The following is a 16,620-nucleotide window of genomic DNA, read 5'->3' on the forward strand; positions in this document are numbered from 1 at the left end:
CGCTCTTAAACTTCTATTTTCAATTTTCCATTTTCGCGACTTAAGCTGCTTTCTTATGATCACCATGAACAAAGACATTCATCTCGTCCGTAGCACCTTTCATAATATTAGCCTGGTTGCTGATGTCTGTCGAAGTACCCGCGATCTCCTCAGATGAAGCCGCATTCGACTGCACCGAGGCATCTAATTGATTCATCGCTTTGGAAATCTGTTGAATCCCCGTCGCCTGCTCTTCACTGGCTGTGGAAATTTCCATATTCAGATCCGATACTTTTTTAACCGACGTCACGATACCCTTTAGAACTTCACCAGAGCGATGCGCCTGTTGCGTTCCATTTTGAATTTTTGAAACGTTGGATTTAATCAACGTGTTGATGTCTTTAGCGGCTACAGCAGATCTTTGCGCCAAAGCTCGAACGGCCTCAGCAACCACCGCGAAACCTTTCCCCTGCTCACCCGCACGAGCGGCCTCCACGGCGGCGTTCAATGCCAGCAAATTTGTTTGGAAAGCGATATCATCAATAACGTTGATAATTTCTTCGATCTCCTTCGAGGATTTTGAAATGTCATCCATTGATTGCATCAAGGAGCTCATTTCCACTTCTCCGCGCCCCGCCGATTCAGAGGACTGTGCCGAAAGCTGGGCGGCTTGTTTCGCGTTATCTGAATTCATTCGCACCATGGAACTCATTTCTTCCAAGGCGGCCACTGTTTCTTCTAACGAGGCAGCAGATTCACTTGCGGACTGGGAAAGACCTTGTCCTGCCAATGACAATTGCTCAATAGCTTCCGTCACATGATCACCGGTTTTTGAAAGACGATCTGTGATACCACTGACTGCTTTAGAAATATAACGAGCAATTAATAGAACCGCGACCAACAAGATCAAAGTTCCCGCCACGGCGATCATCACTTGATTCCAGATCATCGCGCGCGCATCCGCCATCACCGTTTTTAGCGGGGTACGAATTACCAAAGACCACGGAGCTTCTGTAGCCCCCATCGTCATTGGTGAAACCACGTACAAGCAGTCTTCATTCAAATCTGGATCAAAACCTGTCACAACCAAGCTTTCGCCTTTGGCAAAAGCAGCTTTGAATTTTTCTGGAGCCACCGCAAAATTAGAGGCCTTCGTTAACATCTTTTCATCAGGATGAGCCACGAAGTTACCGCTGGTTGTAAGTAAGTAAGCGGATGAAGTTTCGAAGGGTTTAATTTTAACAGCATCACGCTGCAGGTCTTTCAGCGGCAAATCCACACCTGCAACACCGGCAACTTTACCGTCGATGAATATTGGTACCACCGCCGAGGTCATCAACACTTGTACACCATCAATTGGATACAAATACGGTTCGACCATCGTTTCTTTACCACGAGCCTTGGGAACCAAATAATAATCCCCAGCACCGGCTTTTTCATAATCAACCAATGGCCCCAATGTCGCTTTGCCATTAGTGTAACTTAGATAAGGAATAAAGCGGCCGGTTTTATCTGAACCTTCGCTGTTCACGAAGCTCGCATCTTTGCCGTCCCATGCGTTTGGCTCCCATGCTGTCCAAACACCAATCAACCCCTTGTTGGATTCCAGGATGTTACGGAAAGAGTGCTCCAAAGGACCCCGTTCAGTATGATTAAATTTTTTAGCCGCTTGCAAATGTTGCGCAAGAGTTCGTGCGATACCCAAGCCCTGCTCGACTCCGACCCGCATTTCGTTGGCATAGGCTTTAGCAATCGCTGTCGATTTATCAACTGCCTGGCGCTCAGCCGTGCCAAGACTGTTTTGCGCGACCAAATAGTTCATCGCAGTAAAAACCAGAATTGCGATGGCGATGATCGGCACGGACATTTTAAGTTGAATAGAATGATTTTTCTTCAAACTGGCACCTTCCGGAAAGATTAGAATCTTCCTTCTTTTCGGAAAAATGCGATTAATTATAGAGGGCTATGGGGTCTAGGCTTTCTCCTGTCCCGCTAAAGTGGAGTAGAAAACCTCGACCAATGGCTTGTTGCTGGAGTTCTTTTTATAATAGAACATCAGGTCCATTTCATAGGCGAGATCTTTCACGTACACACGATTCAAACGACCCGAACGAACCTGCTTTTTAATCGAGTGAGCGGGCAAGAAGCCCCATCCCAGCCCTGCCTCGATCACCCGCTTCAATGTTCCCACGTTAGCGGATTCAAAGATTGCATGGGCTTTGGAAGACTCCATCTTTTCTTTCAACATTCTGTTAAAGCGTGGGAATTCTTGAGTGAAATCCACGACCGGGAACTCACCCAAATCTTTCGATGTGATTTGCTGGGGCATTTTTTCGTCTTTGTTGGAGCCAACAAGCCACATTTCCTCTTTGACCAGGAACTTTTGTTCGACGCCGTCCAACTCTTCAGCGAATTCCGTTTTGGTATCTGGAAGGATGATTACGTCGTATAAAGACTTTTTAAAATTCTTAATCAGATCTTCCCCGGATTCGTAATCAATCTTCAAAGACAAATCGGGGTTATGACGCATCAACCGCCCGACAATAGGACTCATCAAATGCAAACCAATCGAATTCAAGGTTCCAATGCGCAATTGTCCTTTCATTTGATTGCCGATGGACTTGATCGCCACCTCTGCCTGTTGGGTCAAATGAATGATCTTTTTAGCATAGTCATACAGAACCTCCCCTTGCGGAGTGGCTTTGATTTGACGAACCCCTCGTACCAATAGCTCACAACCTAGATCTTCCTCCAGGTTACGAATCTGCTGACTGACTGCAGGTTGAGTAAGATAAAGTTTGTCGGCCGCGGCAGTCATGCTGCCCTCGCTGATCACAGTCACAAAGGTTGTTAGCTGATACAGGTTCTTCACGACAATTTTCTCCTTTGCGCTTTGATCCCAGCGGATTTTGTTATTATACTTACAAACGTCTGCATCTGGAGGTTTCAGAATGAAGTTTCGCTCGTTAGCACCGCTGGCCATTATTCTACTCAGTTTTAGCGCCAATGCAAAAGTCTTCCGCAATGCTTATGTCTCTTTTGAACTTCCTGATACGTGGAAGTGCAACCTGGAACAAACGGAATGGGTTTGCCGAAGTGAACAAACCAAAGAATCCAAAGAAGCCATTATCATTTTGACAGCGAAAGAGGTGGGACCCACTGACAGTTACCCACTTTATCAAGCACATTTGGACTCCCCGATTGCTGTAACCTTTAAGGGCGGTGGCGGAACGGTTTCAAAAGTCGTCTATAAAAGTAAGCAAGAAAACATCAACAGCCAGATGTGGGTTGATTCCCTGCACATGAATTCCGAAGTTCCAAACTACTTCACTCGTTATGTGGCAACGATCAAAAACAAAATCGCGATTCTGGTAACGTTCTCGGCTCACAAACAATATTACACGAAGTACAGCCAAGACTTCTTTAAAGCCATCCAAAGCTTACAAGTGATCGCGTCTCCGACATTGGGGAATGGAAACAACCCAAGCCAAGTACGCCCCGGCAGCGAAACTTTCGGTTACGGATCTGGCCAAGGTATGCCTGGTGATATGTACCAAGAACAAAGCACTGGCGGTAAAAGTAACAAGATGTTGATGTTACTGGGTGCCTTAGCTTTGGCAGTTTTGGGAGCAGTGATCTTTATCCGCTCTAAGAAAAATAAACGCAAATAGCTCTAAACTTTGAAACAACAAAAAGAAAAAGCCCACTCTTCGGAGTGGGCTTTTTTTTATTTCATTTGTTTGGTGAATTGTTATTTCGCCATTCTTACGATTTCAGGCTTGTAGGCCTTAAACTGTGGAATGATCGATTCATTTCCGTAAACAATCACTTTGAACTTAGTCGGATCCACGTGGCGTTTCATCGCGGCATTCGTGTCCTTCTGCTTAAGTTTGTTCACATTGGAAATATAATCCGTCAGATAGTCATAAGAAATATTGTAGTAATCCAAGACTAAAAGGTTATAAGCCAGGCGATCCGATGTTTCGATGGCTCTTGGGAACTGCCCCACCAACTGGTTACGCGCGGCCACTGTTTCCTGTTCTGTGGCTCCGCCTTCAACGTATTCTTTCACCACTTTCAATGTCTCATCCAAGGCTTTGGCAGCAGTTTCATTCTTTGTAAATGTGGAGATATCAAAACTTCCGCGATCTTTTCTGGCATCAAAGCCGGAATAAATCGAATAAGTCAGGCCCAGGTCATCACGCACTTTTTGATTCAAGCGGCTGCCAAAGCTTCCACCCAAAGTTTCATTAGCCATACGCAAAGGGATAAAGTCATTATCTTTGCGTTCGATCCCTACTTGCGAAACGCGAATTTGCGTTTGCTGCAAACCTTTCTTAACGATCAGTTTCACTTTCAACTCGTCGATAGCTGGAGCTGGCGACGCCGCTATTTCCGGAGTCGTGCGTTTTGTCCATTTGCCCATAGCTTCTTGAAGTTGTTTTTCAAATTCATCATCAAACTGCCCCACCACAGCCATAGTCGCATTGTTGGGACGATAGAAAGTCAGGTAGTGCTTGATGATGTCTTGCTTACGAAGAGCGCGCAAACCTTCTGTCGTACCACTGGTGTCGCGACCATAAGGATGATCGCCATAAAGGAATTTATCCATTTGCTCGTCAGCAAAGGCAGATGGATTGTCGACCTTTTTTTGCAGGCTGGCCAGAATTTGGGAACGCAGGCGATTGATTTCGATATCTTTAAATGCAGGATTCATTAAGACATCAGAAAACAACTGCAAAAGCTGAGTTGAATTGCTGGTCAAGGCATCCGCATAAACTGTCGTCACGTCATAACCGGGGCTGACATCCAAGGACGTACCCATTTGGCCGAACTCGTCGGCGATCTTCATTGCATCACGAGTCTGCGTGCCTTGTTCCAAAAGATAAGCTGTCATGGCATTTAGGCCCGCCAGATCTTTCGGTTCTTGCATATTTCCGGTCTTGAATAAAACCGTCAAACTTAAGCGCGGCAGACTGTTGTCACGAACATAAATGATTTTAAGTCCGTTTTCCAGAACCACTTCTTTAAACGGCATCAGTTTAAAAGTTCCAGCACTGCGAGGTGCAGAATACCCGGCAGTCGATTGTTCAGAACCACCGGTTTTTGATTTCTTACCAGCACAGGAAGCCAAAGCCACACAAACGATTGGCAACGTCAGGGTTTGAGCAAGTTTATTCATTTGCGGCACCTTTTTTCTCTTTCGGCTCTAGAACGATGATGGAGCGTTGAGTTTGGTTCGTGTATTTTTCGCTGACTCGTTTGATATCATCCGCAGTCACAGCCTGATATTTTTCCATGTCTTTAAATAGATTGTCGTAACTGCCAGTTACGATTTCATTCACGGCCAAAGCACGAGCTTTTCCATCCATGGTTTTCAAACTGTCCACCAACTCTTTGATCACCTGAGTTTTGGCTTTTTGCAATTCCAGGTCCGACACTTTGGTATTTCTGATTTTCCAAAGTTCGTTGTAAATGATGTCCAAGGATTCTTTGTAATCCACTCCTGGCTTCATCATCACACCCGTTGCGTAAACTCCAGCTTCTTTCATGGCGTAATTAAATGCGTAAGTGGATGTTGCCACTTGTTTTTGATAAACTAAGCGTTTGTATAAACGCGACGATGTCCCATTCCCCAAAATATTTGCAGCTAAATCCAGCGCATACATATCAGGCTCCCCTTGCGCGGGGCTTTGGAAAGCGACGATAAAGGAACTGTTTTGCACATCCTTACGAACCACAGCGTTTTGTTGAACCGTCTGTGTTCTTTCCTTAGGATATTCGCGGCGAGGAAGCGGACGGTACTCTAAAGCACCATAGTATTTTTCGATCAAAGATTTCACTTTAGGAGTGTCGAAGTCACCGACCAATACCAGGATGGCGTTGTTTGGCACATAGTATGTGTTATAGAAGAAACGCAGTTTTTCGCTGTCGTATTTTTCGATGTCTTTCATATAACCAATCACCGGCCAGTGATAAGCATTGGTTTTGAATACCGTGCCCATCATTGTTTCACGCACCACACCCATAGGGTTGTTGTCTACGCGCCAGCGACGTTCTTCTTTAACGACTTCTTTTTCGCTTTTTAGATCTTCCGGTTTCAAAGCCAATGCGCTCATGCGATCGACTTCCATATCCATCACCAGCTCCAATTTATCGCTGGGAAGGTTTTGATAAAAGCCCGTGTAATCATTTGTCGTAAAGGCATTATTAGAAATTCCGTTTTCATGGAAAATACGATCGAAAGCTTTACCGTCGTATTTCTTGGCACCTTTGAACATCATATGCTCAAGCATGTGGGCGGCCCCCGTCACACCCGGAGTTTCATCACGAGAACCCACGCGGTACCAGGTGTGATAGCTCACCATCGGAACGGAATGATCCTCCACCAACAACACGGTCAGGCCATTTTTCAACTGGAACTTTGTGACCGGCAGACTAAGCTTCAAACCTTCATTGCCTGTCCATCCTTTGATGGCGCCAATGACTTCTGGTTTTGCGGGTTGAATTGGAGTGGGATCGACGGCATGTGCAGAGCTCGTAAAAATACAGGCCCCTGCCAGGAGCAAAGTTGAAATCCGTTTCATAACTGCTTCTTTCCTTGGAGTAATTTCTATCGATTTAAGTTTGGGCTGGTCACAGCGGGATGACAACAATTTGCAGTGCTTTAAGACTTAAGACAGCACCGACCTTCGCCAAGGTTTTGGCGTGCCAGGCCTTTGTGGTAGGACACAATAAAAAAGGCCCCGATCCTCAGAGCCTTTTTTAAAGATTTGCGGCGGCAGATTATTGAACGACAAAGTCAGAAAAGAACACGTCCTTCACGACACCCTTATGAAGGATGCCATTTACTTCCATGGCGATCTTGTCTTTAAGGAACAACTTGCCTTGGATACTTTCGAGGTCATTAAAGCCCTCTTCATTCAGAATACGAACGATTTTATCACGCGCCTTGGCGCGATTTTCCGGCTCCATGACCTCTTCGAAACCATCTTTGCCCAACATCTGAAGATTCACTTCCAGACGGATCGTTCTTTTTGGTTCGCCTTCCAAATTCACGGTGAATTTGTCCATCGTGAACACCATTGGGGCCAATTCAGTTTCCCCAGTAGACGCCAATTCCCGTTGAGCAGATTCCTCGCTGATAACAGGGCTTTCCCACCCTATAGTCGAGGCAAATACCATATAAGCGCCGCCACCCATCACTGCCAAATTGATCACCGCAAACAGGATTTGCAGAATCATACCTGTGTTCTTGGGTTTTGCTGGAGCTTGTCCCTGTTGACTCTCTGCCATGTAAACCTCTCACTTCCTTAAAGCTATCGGTGTAACAGTCCTAGGTCTTAACAGTGGAGACTTCAAATTTTCTTAAGGGATTTCCGATATTTCGTCTAACGTTTAGACAATTTCATTCTGAGGCTTGACAAAAATCACCAATCTTCCGAAATAATAGATTATGAGAATTTTGCTCTCGGGATCCCTAATATTATTATCGTGTTTGCCTGTGAAGGCGGAATCTGTATCATCTGCACCGTCTCAACTTGAGGCGACCGATTTGCTGCCAGCTCCGCTGCTACAGATCTCAGAGACAGAGGCTTTCTCTAAATTCGTTTTCTTGGTCGACAAAGAAAAACGCAAATTGTCTGTTTTCGAACGCAATGGCGAACAAATCAAAAAAGTAGAAGAGTTCCCGGCTGACATCGGTAAAAACGGTGGTAACAAAACTAAGCGTGACGACGCCAGAACTCCAGAAGGTATCTACTTCCTGGAAAAGCGCCTGACTCAACCAGAAATTCCATTCAACCTTTATGGTGGCTTGGCATTCACGACGAACTATCCAAATCTTTTCGATAAGCGCGAAAACAAAACAGGTTCTGGCATCTGGCTTCATGCGATCCCCGACACTGTGCCATTGACTCGCGGTTCTCGTGGTTGTGTGGTTGTTCGTAACGAAGTTATCAAAAAACTTGCGGACTACGTTAAATTGAACGAAACACCGATCTTGATTTTCGACCATGTTAGCTATGTTCAAAAAGACGAGCACGAAAAGCGCCGTGTGGCTTTGAACAGCTTCATCGAAGGTTGGAGACAATCTTGGGAAGCTCAAGATATCGATAAGTATATGAGCTACTATGATGCTGACTTTAAAGCTCCCGGTTTTAACTTCACATCCTGGAAAGCTCACAAATCGAACTTGAAAAAACAGTACGAATTCATCAAAGTTCACCTTTCCCAACCTTATATCGTTGCTCACAACGAGCAATTGTTGGTGAAAACGCTGCAACGCTATGAATCTGACAAGCACATCGACTACGGTGTGAAAACGATCTATGCGGTGAAATCAGGCGACACTTATAAAATCATCCGTGAAGAATGGGCACCGTTTAATTCTAAAGCGGTGACTTCTGCGATCGCTCGCGAGAACTCCATGACAGCTCAAGCTGGCAACATCCAGCAAACTCAGTAATCTTAAGGGGCGATAAATGACGAAAAAATCGCCCTCTGCCGTTGCGACTTCGCACGTCCAAGACTTTCTTGCAGACTTAAAACTGCTTTCAAATCTGCCGACTTCCAAAAAATTTCAAAAGATCACCTTGGAAGAATATCCCTTAGATGCGCAGCTATTGCACTCAAGCGCCTTGTATCGCGCAAGTCGCGAAATGTATTTGGAATTGGGTGGAGCATTCGAAGCCAAGGTCTGTTCAACGATGCGCTCCCTGAGCGCTCAAGACTTGTTTGCTGATGTGATTCAATACTCCCCATCCTGGTCCGAGCTTTTGTGGTTCCGAGATCATTCTCAAGAACTCGCAGATCCTGACAAGGAATTGGAAGCCTTGGGCCGCTTTAATGAAATCTCCCTGTATCATGAACAAAACCACCGCGTGCTGTGGCGCCTGCTGCCACCGGCACCGAAAGATGCCACAGGATTTCGCCGCTATTTGAATTTTGCGGAAAGTTTAGTGGTCGTTTTAGATCTGGCTTTGGGTGACGAACTGGGCAAAAAGCTTTCTCCGATTTACGAAGATCTGAAAGTGATTTATCGCTCTGGTGGAGAGCACTCTTACCACACCAAAGACCTTGCAACATATCGCAAGTATTTGCTGGCGATGGTGGGTGCAACTTACTGCACGCTTGAACTGGTCAACCCCGAGGACATCGTCAAAGTGGTCGACTATGTATTTCCAGGTCAAAAGAAAATGAACAAGGATGCCACAGAACGCAGCTTGGAAATCAATGAGCTGTTCACTCGCGTGACCAATCCACAGTGGCAGGAACGTTACTGGCAGGAAGCACAAAAGAAACTTGCAAAAATTCACAAGCCTTCCAAAGAAGGCGTATTTAATCTTGCTGCAGATCCCTTAGATTTAGATGCGGAATTCCAGATCGCTTTAAGAGTTTTTGAATATTACGGTATTTGAAAAAAAAGCAGCCCCTGAGAGAGGCTGCTTCGGCAGATATATCTTACGGCCCTATTGGCCGATAAACTTTTTGCAATCAGCAATATTATTGAAAGTCTCGGTGCCGGTTTGCACAGAGCCGTTGTTCATATTCAAGTTCAAAGCAACATACGGGTTACGTCCGTCTGCATCTCTGGATACGCACATGACGATATTGTTATTGCGATCAGGTCTTAGAGTTCTAAGAGTCTCCAGGCAGTCTGCTTTGTTCATAACTGTTTTTGAAATACGCGCCGCTTGACCACCATTCAACAGTGCAAGCAATGTCGGCTCTCTGCCGTCGTTGTCACGAGAAGTACAGATCAAGCCTTTGTAACCGATATAACGGATTAAATTCATCGCTTGTTCACAGCTTGGCAAAGTGTCGTATGTGATTTGCAAACGAGTCACGTTGATGCCTTCACGGATGGCCAATGAGTACGGAGCACGGCCATCGTTATCACGAGATACGCACGTATAGCGAGAGTCGCCACCACCACCTGGGCCTTCAAGATCGCCGTCCAAAACACGACGGATAGAATCCAAGCTCTTGTTGATTTGTTCTCTTTGAGATTGAGACAACTCGTGACCACGGTAACGAAGCTCCATCGCAATACGATCTGCTTTTTCCGCGATACGATCTCCGGGAGCAGCTACGGCCGCAACTGAAAGCAAACAACCCATGACTAATACCGAAAGTAATTTCATAAGCACATCCTTTAATGAATTGAAAATTATCATGCTGAGGGAGGCTTTATCACATTTTGTGCCAATCAGATCAGGGCCGAAGTGGCTCTATTTTGCTTTAAACTGTTGCTCTGACTGCAACAGGAAGTATTTATCCGCGTGTCTACGGATTGGTCGGTCAAAAAAGAAATAAAAAAAGCAGCCTCTTGGGGCTGCTTTTCAGATTCAAACTTGTCGAAAAAATCTTAGTGAGATTCTTCGTTTGAAGTTGAAGATTTACCGTCGATAGTGAATTTCTCAACGTTGTGAGCAAGATCAGGAAGTTGCTCAAGGTGCTTTTGCAATTCATCCTTTTTAAGCTCACCAGAGTTAACCTTAGCTTCAGTCATTCTAGTATCCCATTTAAGATTTTTGTTAGCTTCAGCCAAAGACATCGCGTGCTCCTTTAGAAATTTATAAATGCCCAAATTTTATATCGAAACCAAGGAAGTTTGTCCAGCCCCAGCTTCCTGAACCGAACGAAGACGTAAAATCTAGAAGGTCTTCTTCCGGGAACTCCAGGAATGGTCAAAAAGGCCCGACAACGCAGCAGTTGGGCCTTTTTCACCGGGTCTAATTCCAGTATTTGGGTGGTTTGTCGGACTTCTTCTCGTTATCAACGACCAAGCGGAGGTTTCGCCCCTTGTTTTTAGCCTTCTTTTTGAAGTCTTGACGAATGAACCAGGCTTTAATTTGAAGAGTAACGAAGCCAGCCACGATACCGCCCAAATGGGCCAAGTATGCCACTTCTCCGCCAGTGACGCCAGACGTCATCATGGAGGCAAACTGAACCAAGCCCATCAAGGCTACGAACCATTTGTTCTTCATGGGGAAGAGCATAAAGAAGTATACGATGCGTTCACCAAAGATGATCCCTTGAGCCAGCAAAAGACCAAAGATCGCACCCGAAGCGCCAACCACTGGAACGATCAAACCCGTTTCAGAACCTGTCGCCAAAGCCCAACCCCAAACACCCACGCAATAAAGAATCGCGGCACCGATGCCTGAAGCGAAATAATAAGTCAGGAAGAACTTCGTGCCCCAACGCTGTTCCAGCTCGGCTCCAAAAAACCAAAGCATCAGCATGTTGAACAGAATGTGCGTCACTTGCAAAGAGTGCACGAACATATAAGTGAAGAGCTGCCAAATCTCGAAATTGAAAAGCACTTTACCTGGGTAAAGCGCCAAATAAGGCGTGATAGGAATTTTAGCGAATCCCTCCACCATTACTTGCAGAAGAAACCAAATCGCCACATTGATGATCAGCAACCACTTCACCGCGGGAGTCATGGGAGCTGTTTGAAAACTTACGCCTCTATTCATATCTTTTTAAAATACTCCAAAAACTTCTCATAGGTCTGCTCGAGACTTTCAACCAAGACCTTGGTCTCAGCAATTAAAGGAAAGAAATTAAGATCCCCTGCCCAGCGCGGAATCATATGATAGTGAAGATGCTCGGGAATCCCCGCACCTGCTACCGCCCCGTGATTAAGTCCCAGGTTAATGCCACCGGGTTCATAAATCGAGTTGATCGCGGCCATCGTGTGACGAATCGTGTTTTGGACGTCCGTGTATTCAGCATCACTGAGCTTTAACAGGTCACCGCAGTGCCGAAGAGGCAAAACCAGAACATGACCACTGTTGTAAGGAAACTTATTAAGAACAACCATTGAGTGTTTTGATTTGTAGACACACAAGGTATCGAATGAAGCTTCGTGTTTCGCGGCATTACAGAAAACGCAACCCTCAGGTTTAATCAGCTTACGCACGTACTTCATACGATCTGGACGGAAAAGAACATCTCTTTCCATCGGCCAAACATTTTGGTTAATACAGATCGCAGCTTTTTCGGCCGAGGAGGAAATTTTCTTCTGAACCGATTTCTTAGGTGCCGCTTTTTTAGGTGAAGATTTCTTTAACGCTTTCTTTTTTGCCATCAACTACTCCCAGTAGCCTGGCATCATGTACAAAGGTTGGTTCAAGTATTTTGCACGAAGCAGATACTTTACCGCACCCTCAACGTTCACGCCTGGAGTGATGCCAGCAGCAACCGCAGCTTTACCTTTTAGAAGGTCTGCATAGTCACCCAAAGAATTCATATCGTCTTCAGATTCTTTGTCGCCGAAATCAAAGATGCTCATTTTCTTTTTAGGAACCTCAAAGACATCATAGTCTTTACCAAGTTTCGCCATGTCCGCTGCAAGCTTGATAGCATCATCCAAGAAACCTTCTTGATCGGCAAAACCCGTTTTCACGGCGAAGGCACCTGTGAACACACGGCCGTCAGCATACTCAGATACCACTTCGTCTTTCAGCTTACGCTCTTTCGCCACCGTTCCTTTGAACTGGGCATAGACTTCGTTAATCATGTTTTGGAAAAGCTCTTTTTCATCCGCGCGCATCCCGCGGTACTCGGCACCTGAATCTTTAAATTTTCCAGACGTGATAGAGTAACGGGAAACTTTCGCCCAATCATAAAGCTTTTCAAGATTCGCGAACTCCATGATCACACCGATAGAACCCACCAGTGCCCCTGGAGCCACCACGATTTTGTCACAGGCCACAGCTGAGTAGTAAGCACCGGAAGCCATCACTCCCGTTGTCACACAAACCACGGGCTTTTTAAGTTCTTCACGAACTTGTTTGATGTGGTGATAGATCTCTTGAGAAGGACCAACAGAGCCGCCTGGAGAGTTGATGTTGATCACGATCGCTTTTACGCGATTGTCGTCAGAATATTTTTTTAGATTTTTCAGGAAGCGTTTGCCGTTCAGGATCACGCCATTCATTTCAAGTTGCAGGATCGTGTTTTTAGCCGTCAGTTTTTTTTCCTGCTCACCGAACATGCCGGAGCCCGCTTTCAGGACCGCACCGATACCGATGAAAACCAAAATAATGATGATGAGTTTTTTGAAGAAACCGGACTTCTGCGCCACGCTGCTGACTCCTGCTGAAATAAAAAAAGGGGAACCTTGGTAGGCTCCCCTTTTTCGACATTTCAGTCAATTACGCCAAGCGTCTGGACAACACTCCAACTTGCGTCGGAGTAATGTGACTACTGCTTGCCGTCAGTCTTCATGTTTTTCAACTGGTCAGCGAACAAGTCACCGAAAGTTGATTTAGAAGTCGCTGTTGCTTTCTTAACATAGTCATCAACGTCAGCTTTTGACTCACGAAGTTTAACTAGTTTAGCAGACAAACCGATCTTACGAGCGTCTTTGTCGATAGAGATAACTTCAGCTTTTACAGATTGACCTGGCTTAATGAAGTCTTCAACAGAGTTGATTTTGTCTGTTGTAAGTTCAGAAATATGGATCAAACCTTCGATATCAGACTCAAGCTCAACGAAAGCACCAAAATCAGCTGTTTTAGTTACTTTAACGTCGTGTTGTGTACCGATAGCGTATTTGTTCTCGATGTTAGCCCAAGGATCAGATTCAAGTTGTTTGATACCCAAAGAGAATCTTTCGTTTTCGATGTCTACACCTAGAACAACGGCGCGTACTTTAGCACCTTTAGCGAACATTTCGCTTGGGTGATTTACACGTTTAGTCCAAGAGAAGTCAGAGATGTGAACTAGGCCGTCAATACCTTCTTCGATGCCGATGAAGATACCGAAGTCAGTAACAGATTTAACTTCGCCTTCGATGATTGTACCTGGAGCGTAAGACTCTTTAAGTTCAATCCAAGGATTTTGTTGAAGCTGTTTCATGCCCAAAGAAATGCGGCGGTTTTCAGTGTCAACTTCAAGAACTACTACTTCTACTTCGTCACCAACGTTAACGATTTGAGAAGGGTGTTTTACACGTTTAGTCCAAGACATTTCAGAAACGTGGATTAGGCCTTCAATGCCTTCGCCAAGTTCAATGAATGCACCGTATTCTGCCAAAGAAACAACTTTACCTTTAAGCTTAGTGCCTGCTGGGTAAGAAGCTTTAACAGTTTCCCAAGGATCGTTGTGCAACTGTTTCATGCCCAAAGATACGCGTTCTTTTTCTTTGTCGTACTTAAGAACTTTAACTTGGATTTCGTCGCCAACATTCAACATTTCAGAAGGGTGTTTTACACGGCCCCATGACATGTCTGTGATGTGCAACAAACCGTCCATGCCACCAAGGTCGATGAACGCACCGTAGTCAGTGATATTTTTAACGATACCAGTAACAACAGAACCTTCTGCCATAGTGTCAAGAGTTTGTGAACGCAAGCTGTCGCGTTCTTCTTCAAGAAGCGCACGGCGAGAAAGAACGATGTTGCCACGCTTTTTGTTGAATTTGATAACTTTGAATTTGAACTTTTTGCCCAAGTAAACGTCCATGTTGCGAACCGGACGTAGATCGATTTGAGATCCAGGCAAGAATGCTTTAACGCCGATATCAACGCTCAAGCCGCCTTTAACTTTAGCAACAACAGTACCTTCGATAACTTCTTCGTTTTCTGCTGCTTTAGAGATATCAGTCCATGCACGTAGCATGTCTGCTTTATCTTTAGAAAGAACGATCATACCGTTTTCGTTTTCGATACGGTCGATAAGAACTTCTACTTTGTCTCCAGCTTTTACTTCACGAACGCCGTCAACAATACGGAATTCATTGATAGCAATCAAACCTTCAGACTTGTAGTTGATGTCCACTAGAACGTAGTCAGATTGAACTTCTACTACTGTACCAGTAACAACGTCGCCAACTTTGAAATCTTGCTCTTTCATGGACGCTTCGAATAGAGAATCGAATTCGCCTTTGTCAGACTTTTTTGCACCATAGATGCCAGGATTAGCAGCGACTTTAGAATCTTCTGCATCCAAGAAAGCTAGCACTTTCTGTTTTTCAAGTTCGGCCTTGTTAAGTTGTTTTGTCATATCGTTTTTTAAATACCTCCACGTAGTAAAGCCTCGAGGACCTTACCCGTACCTTTCTTCGCTCTTTGGCGAAACAATGGTTTAGCGAGCTAAGGGGTCGGAAGTCAAAGGTTTTGCGCGGTTCGTTAGCCTTTTCAAAGTGGTGACAATTGTAAGCTAACAGAGGGCCGTTCGTACCCCGTGATTTCCCCTCCTAACTCGAACATATTTGATTTGAGAGCTTGGGAGGCCCGGTGAGAGCGATTTATATTCTTTTGTTAGTTTCACTGGCGGGAACGTATTGTTTCGCAGGACCCCAATACCGAACCCAAATATCATCGGCCCTGCGGTTTATTGAGCACTATCAAACCACGGGGGAGGAGGGTTACGACCCGGGTCAATGGGTGGCCCGAGTGACTTCTTACCTGCCCTCGAACGTGGGCGTTGGAAAATTTAATCACCCTTATGAGGAACCCACCGCCTTTGTCGCGGCCTCTGTCGCCAATGTTTTAGCGGAGATTTATTTTCTCGCTCCCGAATATCAATCCATCCCTCCCATGATTGAAAGAACTGTGGCGGGATTTTCAAATTATTATTGGGATCAGCTTTTTAATTTTTATCCGCCAACAACCTACCGCGGAGTGAAAGTTCGCCAACCGCGCTATATGTATCTCGCTCCCCGCTTTAAGGGATTCGCAAATATTCCGCCGGATGCGGATACGACTTCAATTTCGTACTCCACTTTGCAGTACCTTCATAAAATTCATCAGGGTCAGCACAGTTATCAACCCTTACCGGATTCAGTCATGGAGGCTTTTTCTTCGGCACGGGATCTGAATCGCAAACCGCATATTTACAATGCGGGCCAGGGACAGAAAAATACCGGGGCCTTTTTAACCTGGCTTTGGGATGACATGGATCCCAAAATGCCGCGCAATCTTTTTGCTCGACCGAATAATGGCACTCGCGTGCCGTTCAATCGCAACGATGTGGACTGCGTGGTGAATGCGAATGTTTTAAAAATGCTGACCCTGGCGAAACGTACCGACGGACCGGGATATAAAGCGGCTTGTAATCACTTAAACCGCATGGCGATCAAAAAAGATTTCTTTTACTGCGGGATGTATTATCCCAGTCGCTATGTTCTGCCCTATACCATGGCGGAAATCATTCACCAGGGCGGAAGTTGCCTGGAACCTTCGCGCGACAACCTGATTGCGTTTCTTTTAAAAAAACAAAAACGCAACGGGGGCTGGAAAAACAAATATATGAGTCGCCCTGATCGTATTCAATCCACCGCCTGGGCGTTAAGTGCTTTGGCGCAATTGGGTGATCCCGAAAATCCACGACACCGAGAAGCGATTCGCGATGGGGCTGACTTTTTGTCCGGCATGAGCACACGGGACAGCCACGGCTTTGTGTACTGGCCGGGTGAGGTTTATTTTGCAGCGACTTTTGTAGCTCGTTATCCGGTTGTTTGGAGATCCTCAGCCTATACCACCGCTGTGGCCGCCAAAGCGTTGTTACTTGCTGAGCGCTTCTAGACGAATGACTTCTTTTCCAAAATCGACATTGTAATAGCACATCATCGACGTCTGCATTTTCTCAGGCAGGCGCCTATTTCATGATCTTGTCCATCCC

General features: G+C 45.5%; 15 protein-coding genes. 4 read left to right on the top strand and 11 right to left on the bottom strand.

All coding sequences use genetic code 11. The annotated features are described in order from the left end of the window. Positions 1–40: 40 nt before the first annotated feature. Both HW988_RS13880 and HW988_RS13885 read right to left on the bottom strand, forming a co-directional pair. Positions 41–1,876 (bottom strand): methyl-accepting chemotaxis protein, encoded by a 1,836-nt coding sequence (locus HW988_RS13880; RefSeq protein ID WP_255490024.1) that lies wholly within the window; start codon positions 1,874–1,876, stop codon positions 41–43. Positions 1,877–1,951: 75 nt separating this feature from the next. Beyond that, complete coding sequence (locus HW988_RS13885; RefSeq protein ID WP_142701107.1) at positions 1,952–2,851, bottom strand: LysR family transcriptional regulator; 900 nt, start codon at positions 2,849–2,851, stop codon at positions 1,952–1,954. 79 nt (positions 2,852–2,930) lie between these two features. Between HW988_RS13885 and HW988_RS13890 the strand changes: the two genes are divergently transcribed. Then, positions 2,931–3,650, top strand: coding sequence for an LPXTG cell wall anchor domain-containing protein (locus HW988_RS13890; protein ID WP_142701108.1), 720 nt, complete (start codon positions 2,931–2,933; stop codon positions 3,648–3,650). Between the two features lie 80 nt (positions 3,651–3,730). On the opposite strand, the gene HW988_RS13895 is transcribed toward HW988_RS13890, so the two are convergent. The 3 genes from HW988_RS13895 to fliL form a co-directional block, all read right to left on the bottom strand. Next, positions 3,731–5,161: a pitrilysin family protein gene (locus HW988_RS13895; RefSeq protein ID WP_181604823.1), complete on the bottom strand. Its 1,431-nt coding sequence runs from the start codon at positions 5,159–5,161 to the stop codon at positions 3,731–3,733. Further along, complete coding sequence (locus tag HW988_RS13900; protein WP_181604824.1) at positions 5,154–6,566, bottom strand: pitrilysin family protein; 1,413 nt, start codon at positions 6,564–6,566, stop codon at positions 5,154–5,156. The genes HW988_RS13895 and HW988_RS13900 overlap by 8 nt, the downstream gene beginning before the upstream one ends. Positions 6,567–6,765: 199 nt before the next feature. After that, complete coding sequence (gene fliL / locus HW988_RS13905) at positions 6,766–7,275, bottom strand: flagellar basal body-associated protein FliL (protein ID WP_181604825.1); 510 nt, start codon at positions 7,273–7,275, stop codon at positions 6,766–6,768. A 208-nt stretch (positions 7,276–7,483) separates the two neighbouring features. Here fliL and HW988_RS13910 point away from each other — a divergent pair, with 208 nt between their 5' ends. Both HW988_RS13910 and HW988_RS13915 read left to right on the top strand, forming a co-directional pair. Further along, the gene (locus tag HW988_RS13910; protein ID WP_246845668.1) at positions 7,484–8,446 is read left to right on the top strand and encodes a murein L,D-transpeptidase family protein; all 963 of its coding nucleotides are present in this window, start codon (positions 7,484–7,486) and stop codon (positions 8,444–8,446) included. Between the two features lie 16 nt (positions 8,447–8,462). Beyond that, positions 8,463–9,398 carry a hypothetical protein gene (locus HW988_RS13915; RefSeq protein WP_181604826.1) on the top strand — a complete coding sequence of 312 codons (936 nt, stop codon included), beginning with the start codon at positions 8,463–8,465 and terminating at the stop codon, positions 9,396–9,398. 51 nt (positions 9,399–9,449) lie between these two features. On the opposite strand, the gene HW988_RS13920 is transcribed toward HW988_RS13915, so the two are convergent. From HW988_RS13920 to HW988_RS13945, 6 genes are all read right to left on the bottom strand, one after another. Next, the gene (locus HW988_RS13920; RefSeq protein ID WP_181604827.1) at positions 9,450–10,124 is read right to left on the bottom strand and encodes a hypothetical protein; all 675 of its coding nucleotides are present in this window, start codon (positions 10,122–10,124) and stop codon (positions 9,450–9,452) included. Between the two features lie 224 nt (positions 10,125–10,348). Then, positions 10,349–10,537 (bottom strand): hypothetical protein, encoded by a 189-nt coding sequence (locus HW988_RS13925; protein ID WP_142701115.1) that lies wholly within the window; start codon positions 10,535–10,537, stop codon positions 10,349–10,351. A 178-nt stretch (positions 10,538–10,715) separates the two neighbouring features. Continuing rightward, on the bottom strand, positions 10,716–11,465 hold the full coding sequence (locus HW988_RS13930; protein WP_181604828.1) for a rhomboid family intramembrane serine protease: 750 nt from the start codon (positions 11,463–11,465) through the stop codon (positions 10,716–10,718). Continuing rightward, positions 11,462–12,079: an HIT domain-containing protein gene (locus HW988_RS13935; RefSeq protein ID WP_255490025.1), complete on the bottom strand. Its 618-nt coding sequence runs from the start codon at positions 12,077–12,079 to the stop codon at positions 11,462–11,464. The genes HW988_RS13930 and HW988_RS13935 overlap by 4 nt, the downstream gene beginning before the upstream one ends. Positions 12,080–12,082: 3 nt before the next feature. Next, the gene (sppA, locus tag HW988_RS13940; protein ID WP_255490026.1) at positions 12,083–13,078 is read right to left on the bottom strand and encodes a signal peptide peptidase SppA; all 996 of its coding nucleotides are present in this window, start codon (positions 13,076–13,078) and stop codon (positions 12,083–12,085) included. A 119-nt stretch (positions 13,079–13,197) separates the two neighbouring features. Next, the gene (locus tag HW988_RS13945; RefSeq protein WP_181604829.1) at positions 13,198–15,000 is read right to left on the bottom strand and encodes a 30S ribosomal protein S1; all 1,803 of its coding nucleotides are present in this window, start codon (positions 14,998–15,000) and stop codon (positions 13,198–13,200) included. A gap of 233 nt (positions 15,001–15,233) precedes the next feature. On the opposite strand from HW988_RS13945, the gene HW988_RS13950 reads away from it, so the two are divergent. Next, positions 15,234–16,523: a hypothetical protein gene (locus HW988_RS13950; RefSeq protein ID WP_181604830.1), complete on the top strand. Its 1,290-nt coding sequence runs from the start codon at positions 15,234–15,236 to the stop codon at positions 16,521–16,523. Positions 16,524–16,620 lie beyond the last annotated feature (97 nt).

Origin of the sequence: Bdellovibrio sp. KM01 (assembly GCF_013752535.1) — a bacterium.
In the GTDB taxonomy this organism is placed as follows: domain Bacteria; phylum Bdellovibrionota; class Bdellovibrionia; order Bdellovibrionales; family Bdellovibrionaceae; genus Bdellovibrio.

Excerpts from the sequence above, each read along its gene's own strand:
- HW988_RS13895 (WP_181604823.1), bottom strand. The coding sequence starts at position 5,161 with ATGAATAAACTTGCTCAAACCCTGACGTTGCCAATCGTTTGTGTGGCT.
- HW988_RS13930 (WP_181604828.1), bottom strand. The coding sequence starts at position 11,465 with ATGAATAGAGGCGTAAGTTTTCAAACAGCTCCCATGACTCCCGCGGTG.
- HW988_RS13915 (WP_181604826.1), top strand. The coding sequence starts at position 8,463 with ATGACGAAAAAATCGCCCTCTGCCGTTGCGACTTCGCACGTCCAAGAC.
- HW988_RS13900 (WP_181604824.1), bottom strand. The coding sequence starts at position 6,566 with ATGAAACGGATTTCAACTTTGCTCCTGGCAGGGGCCTGTATTTTTACG.
- HW988_RS13945 (WP_181604829.1), bottom strand. The coding sequence starts at position 15,000 with ATGACAAAACAACTTAACAAGGCCGAACTTGAAAAACAGAAAGTGCTA.
- HW988_RS13935 (WP_255490025.1), bottom strand. The coding sequence starts at position 12,079 with ATGGCAAAAAAGAAAGCGTTAAAGAAATCTTCACCTAAAAAAGCGGCA.
- HW988_RS13920 (WP_181604827.1), bottom strand. The coding sequence starts at position 10,124 with ATGAAATTACTTTCGGTATTAGTCATGGGTTGTTTGCTTTCAGTTGCG.
- fliL (WP_181604825.1), bottom strand. The coding sequence starts at position 7,275 with ATGGCAGAGAGTCAACAGGGACAAGCTCCAGCAAAACCCAAGAACACA.
- HW988_RS13925 (WP_142701115.1), bottom strand. The coding sequence starts at position 10,537 with ATGTCTTTGGCTGAAGCTAACAAAAATCTTAAATGGGATACTAGAATG.
- HW988_RS13890 (WP_142701108.1), top strand. The coding sequence starts at position 2,931 with ATGAAGTTTCGCTCGTTAGCACCGCTGGCCATTATTCTACTCAGTTTT.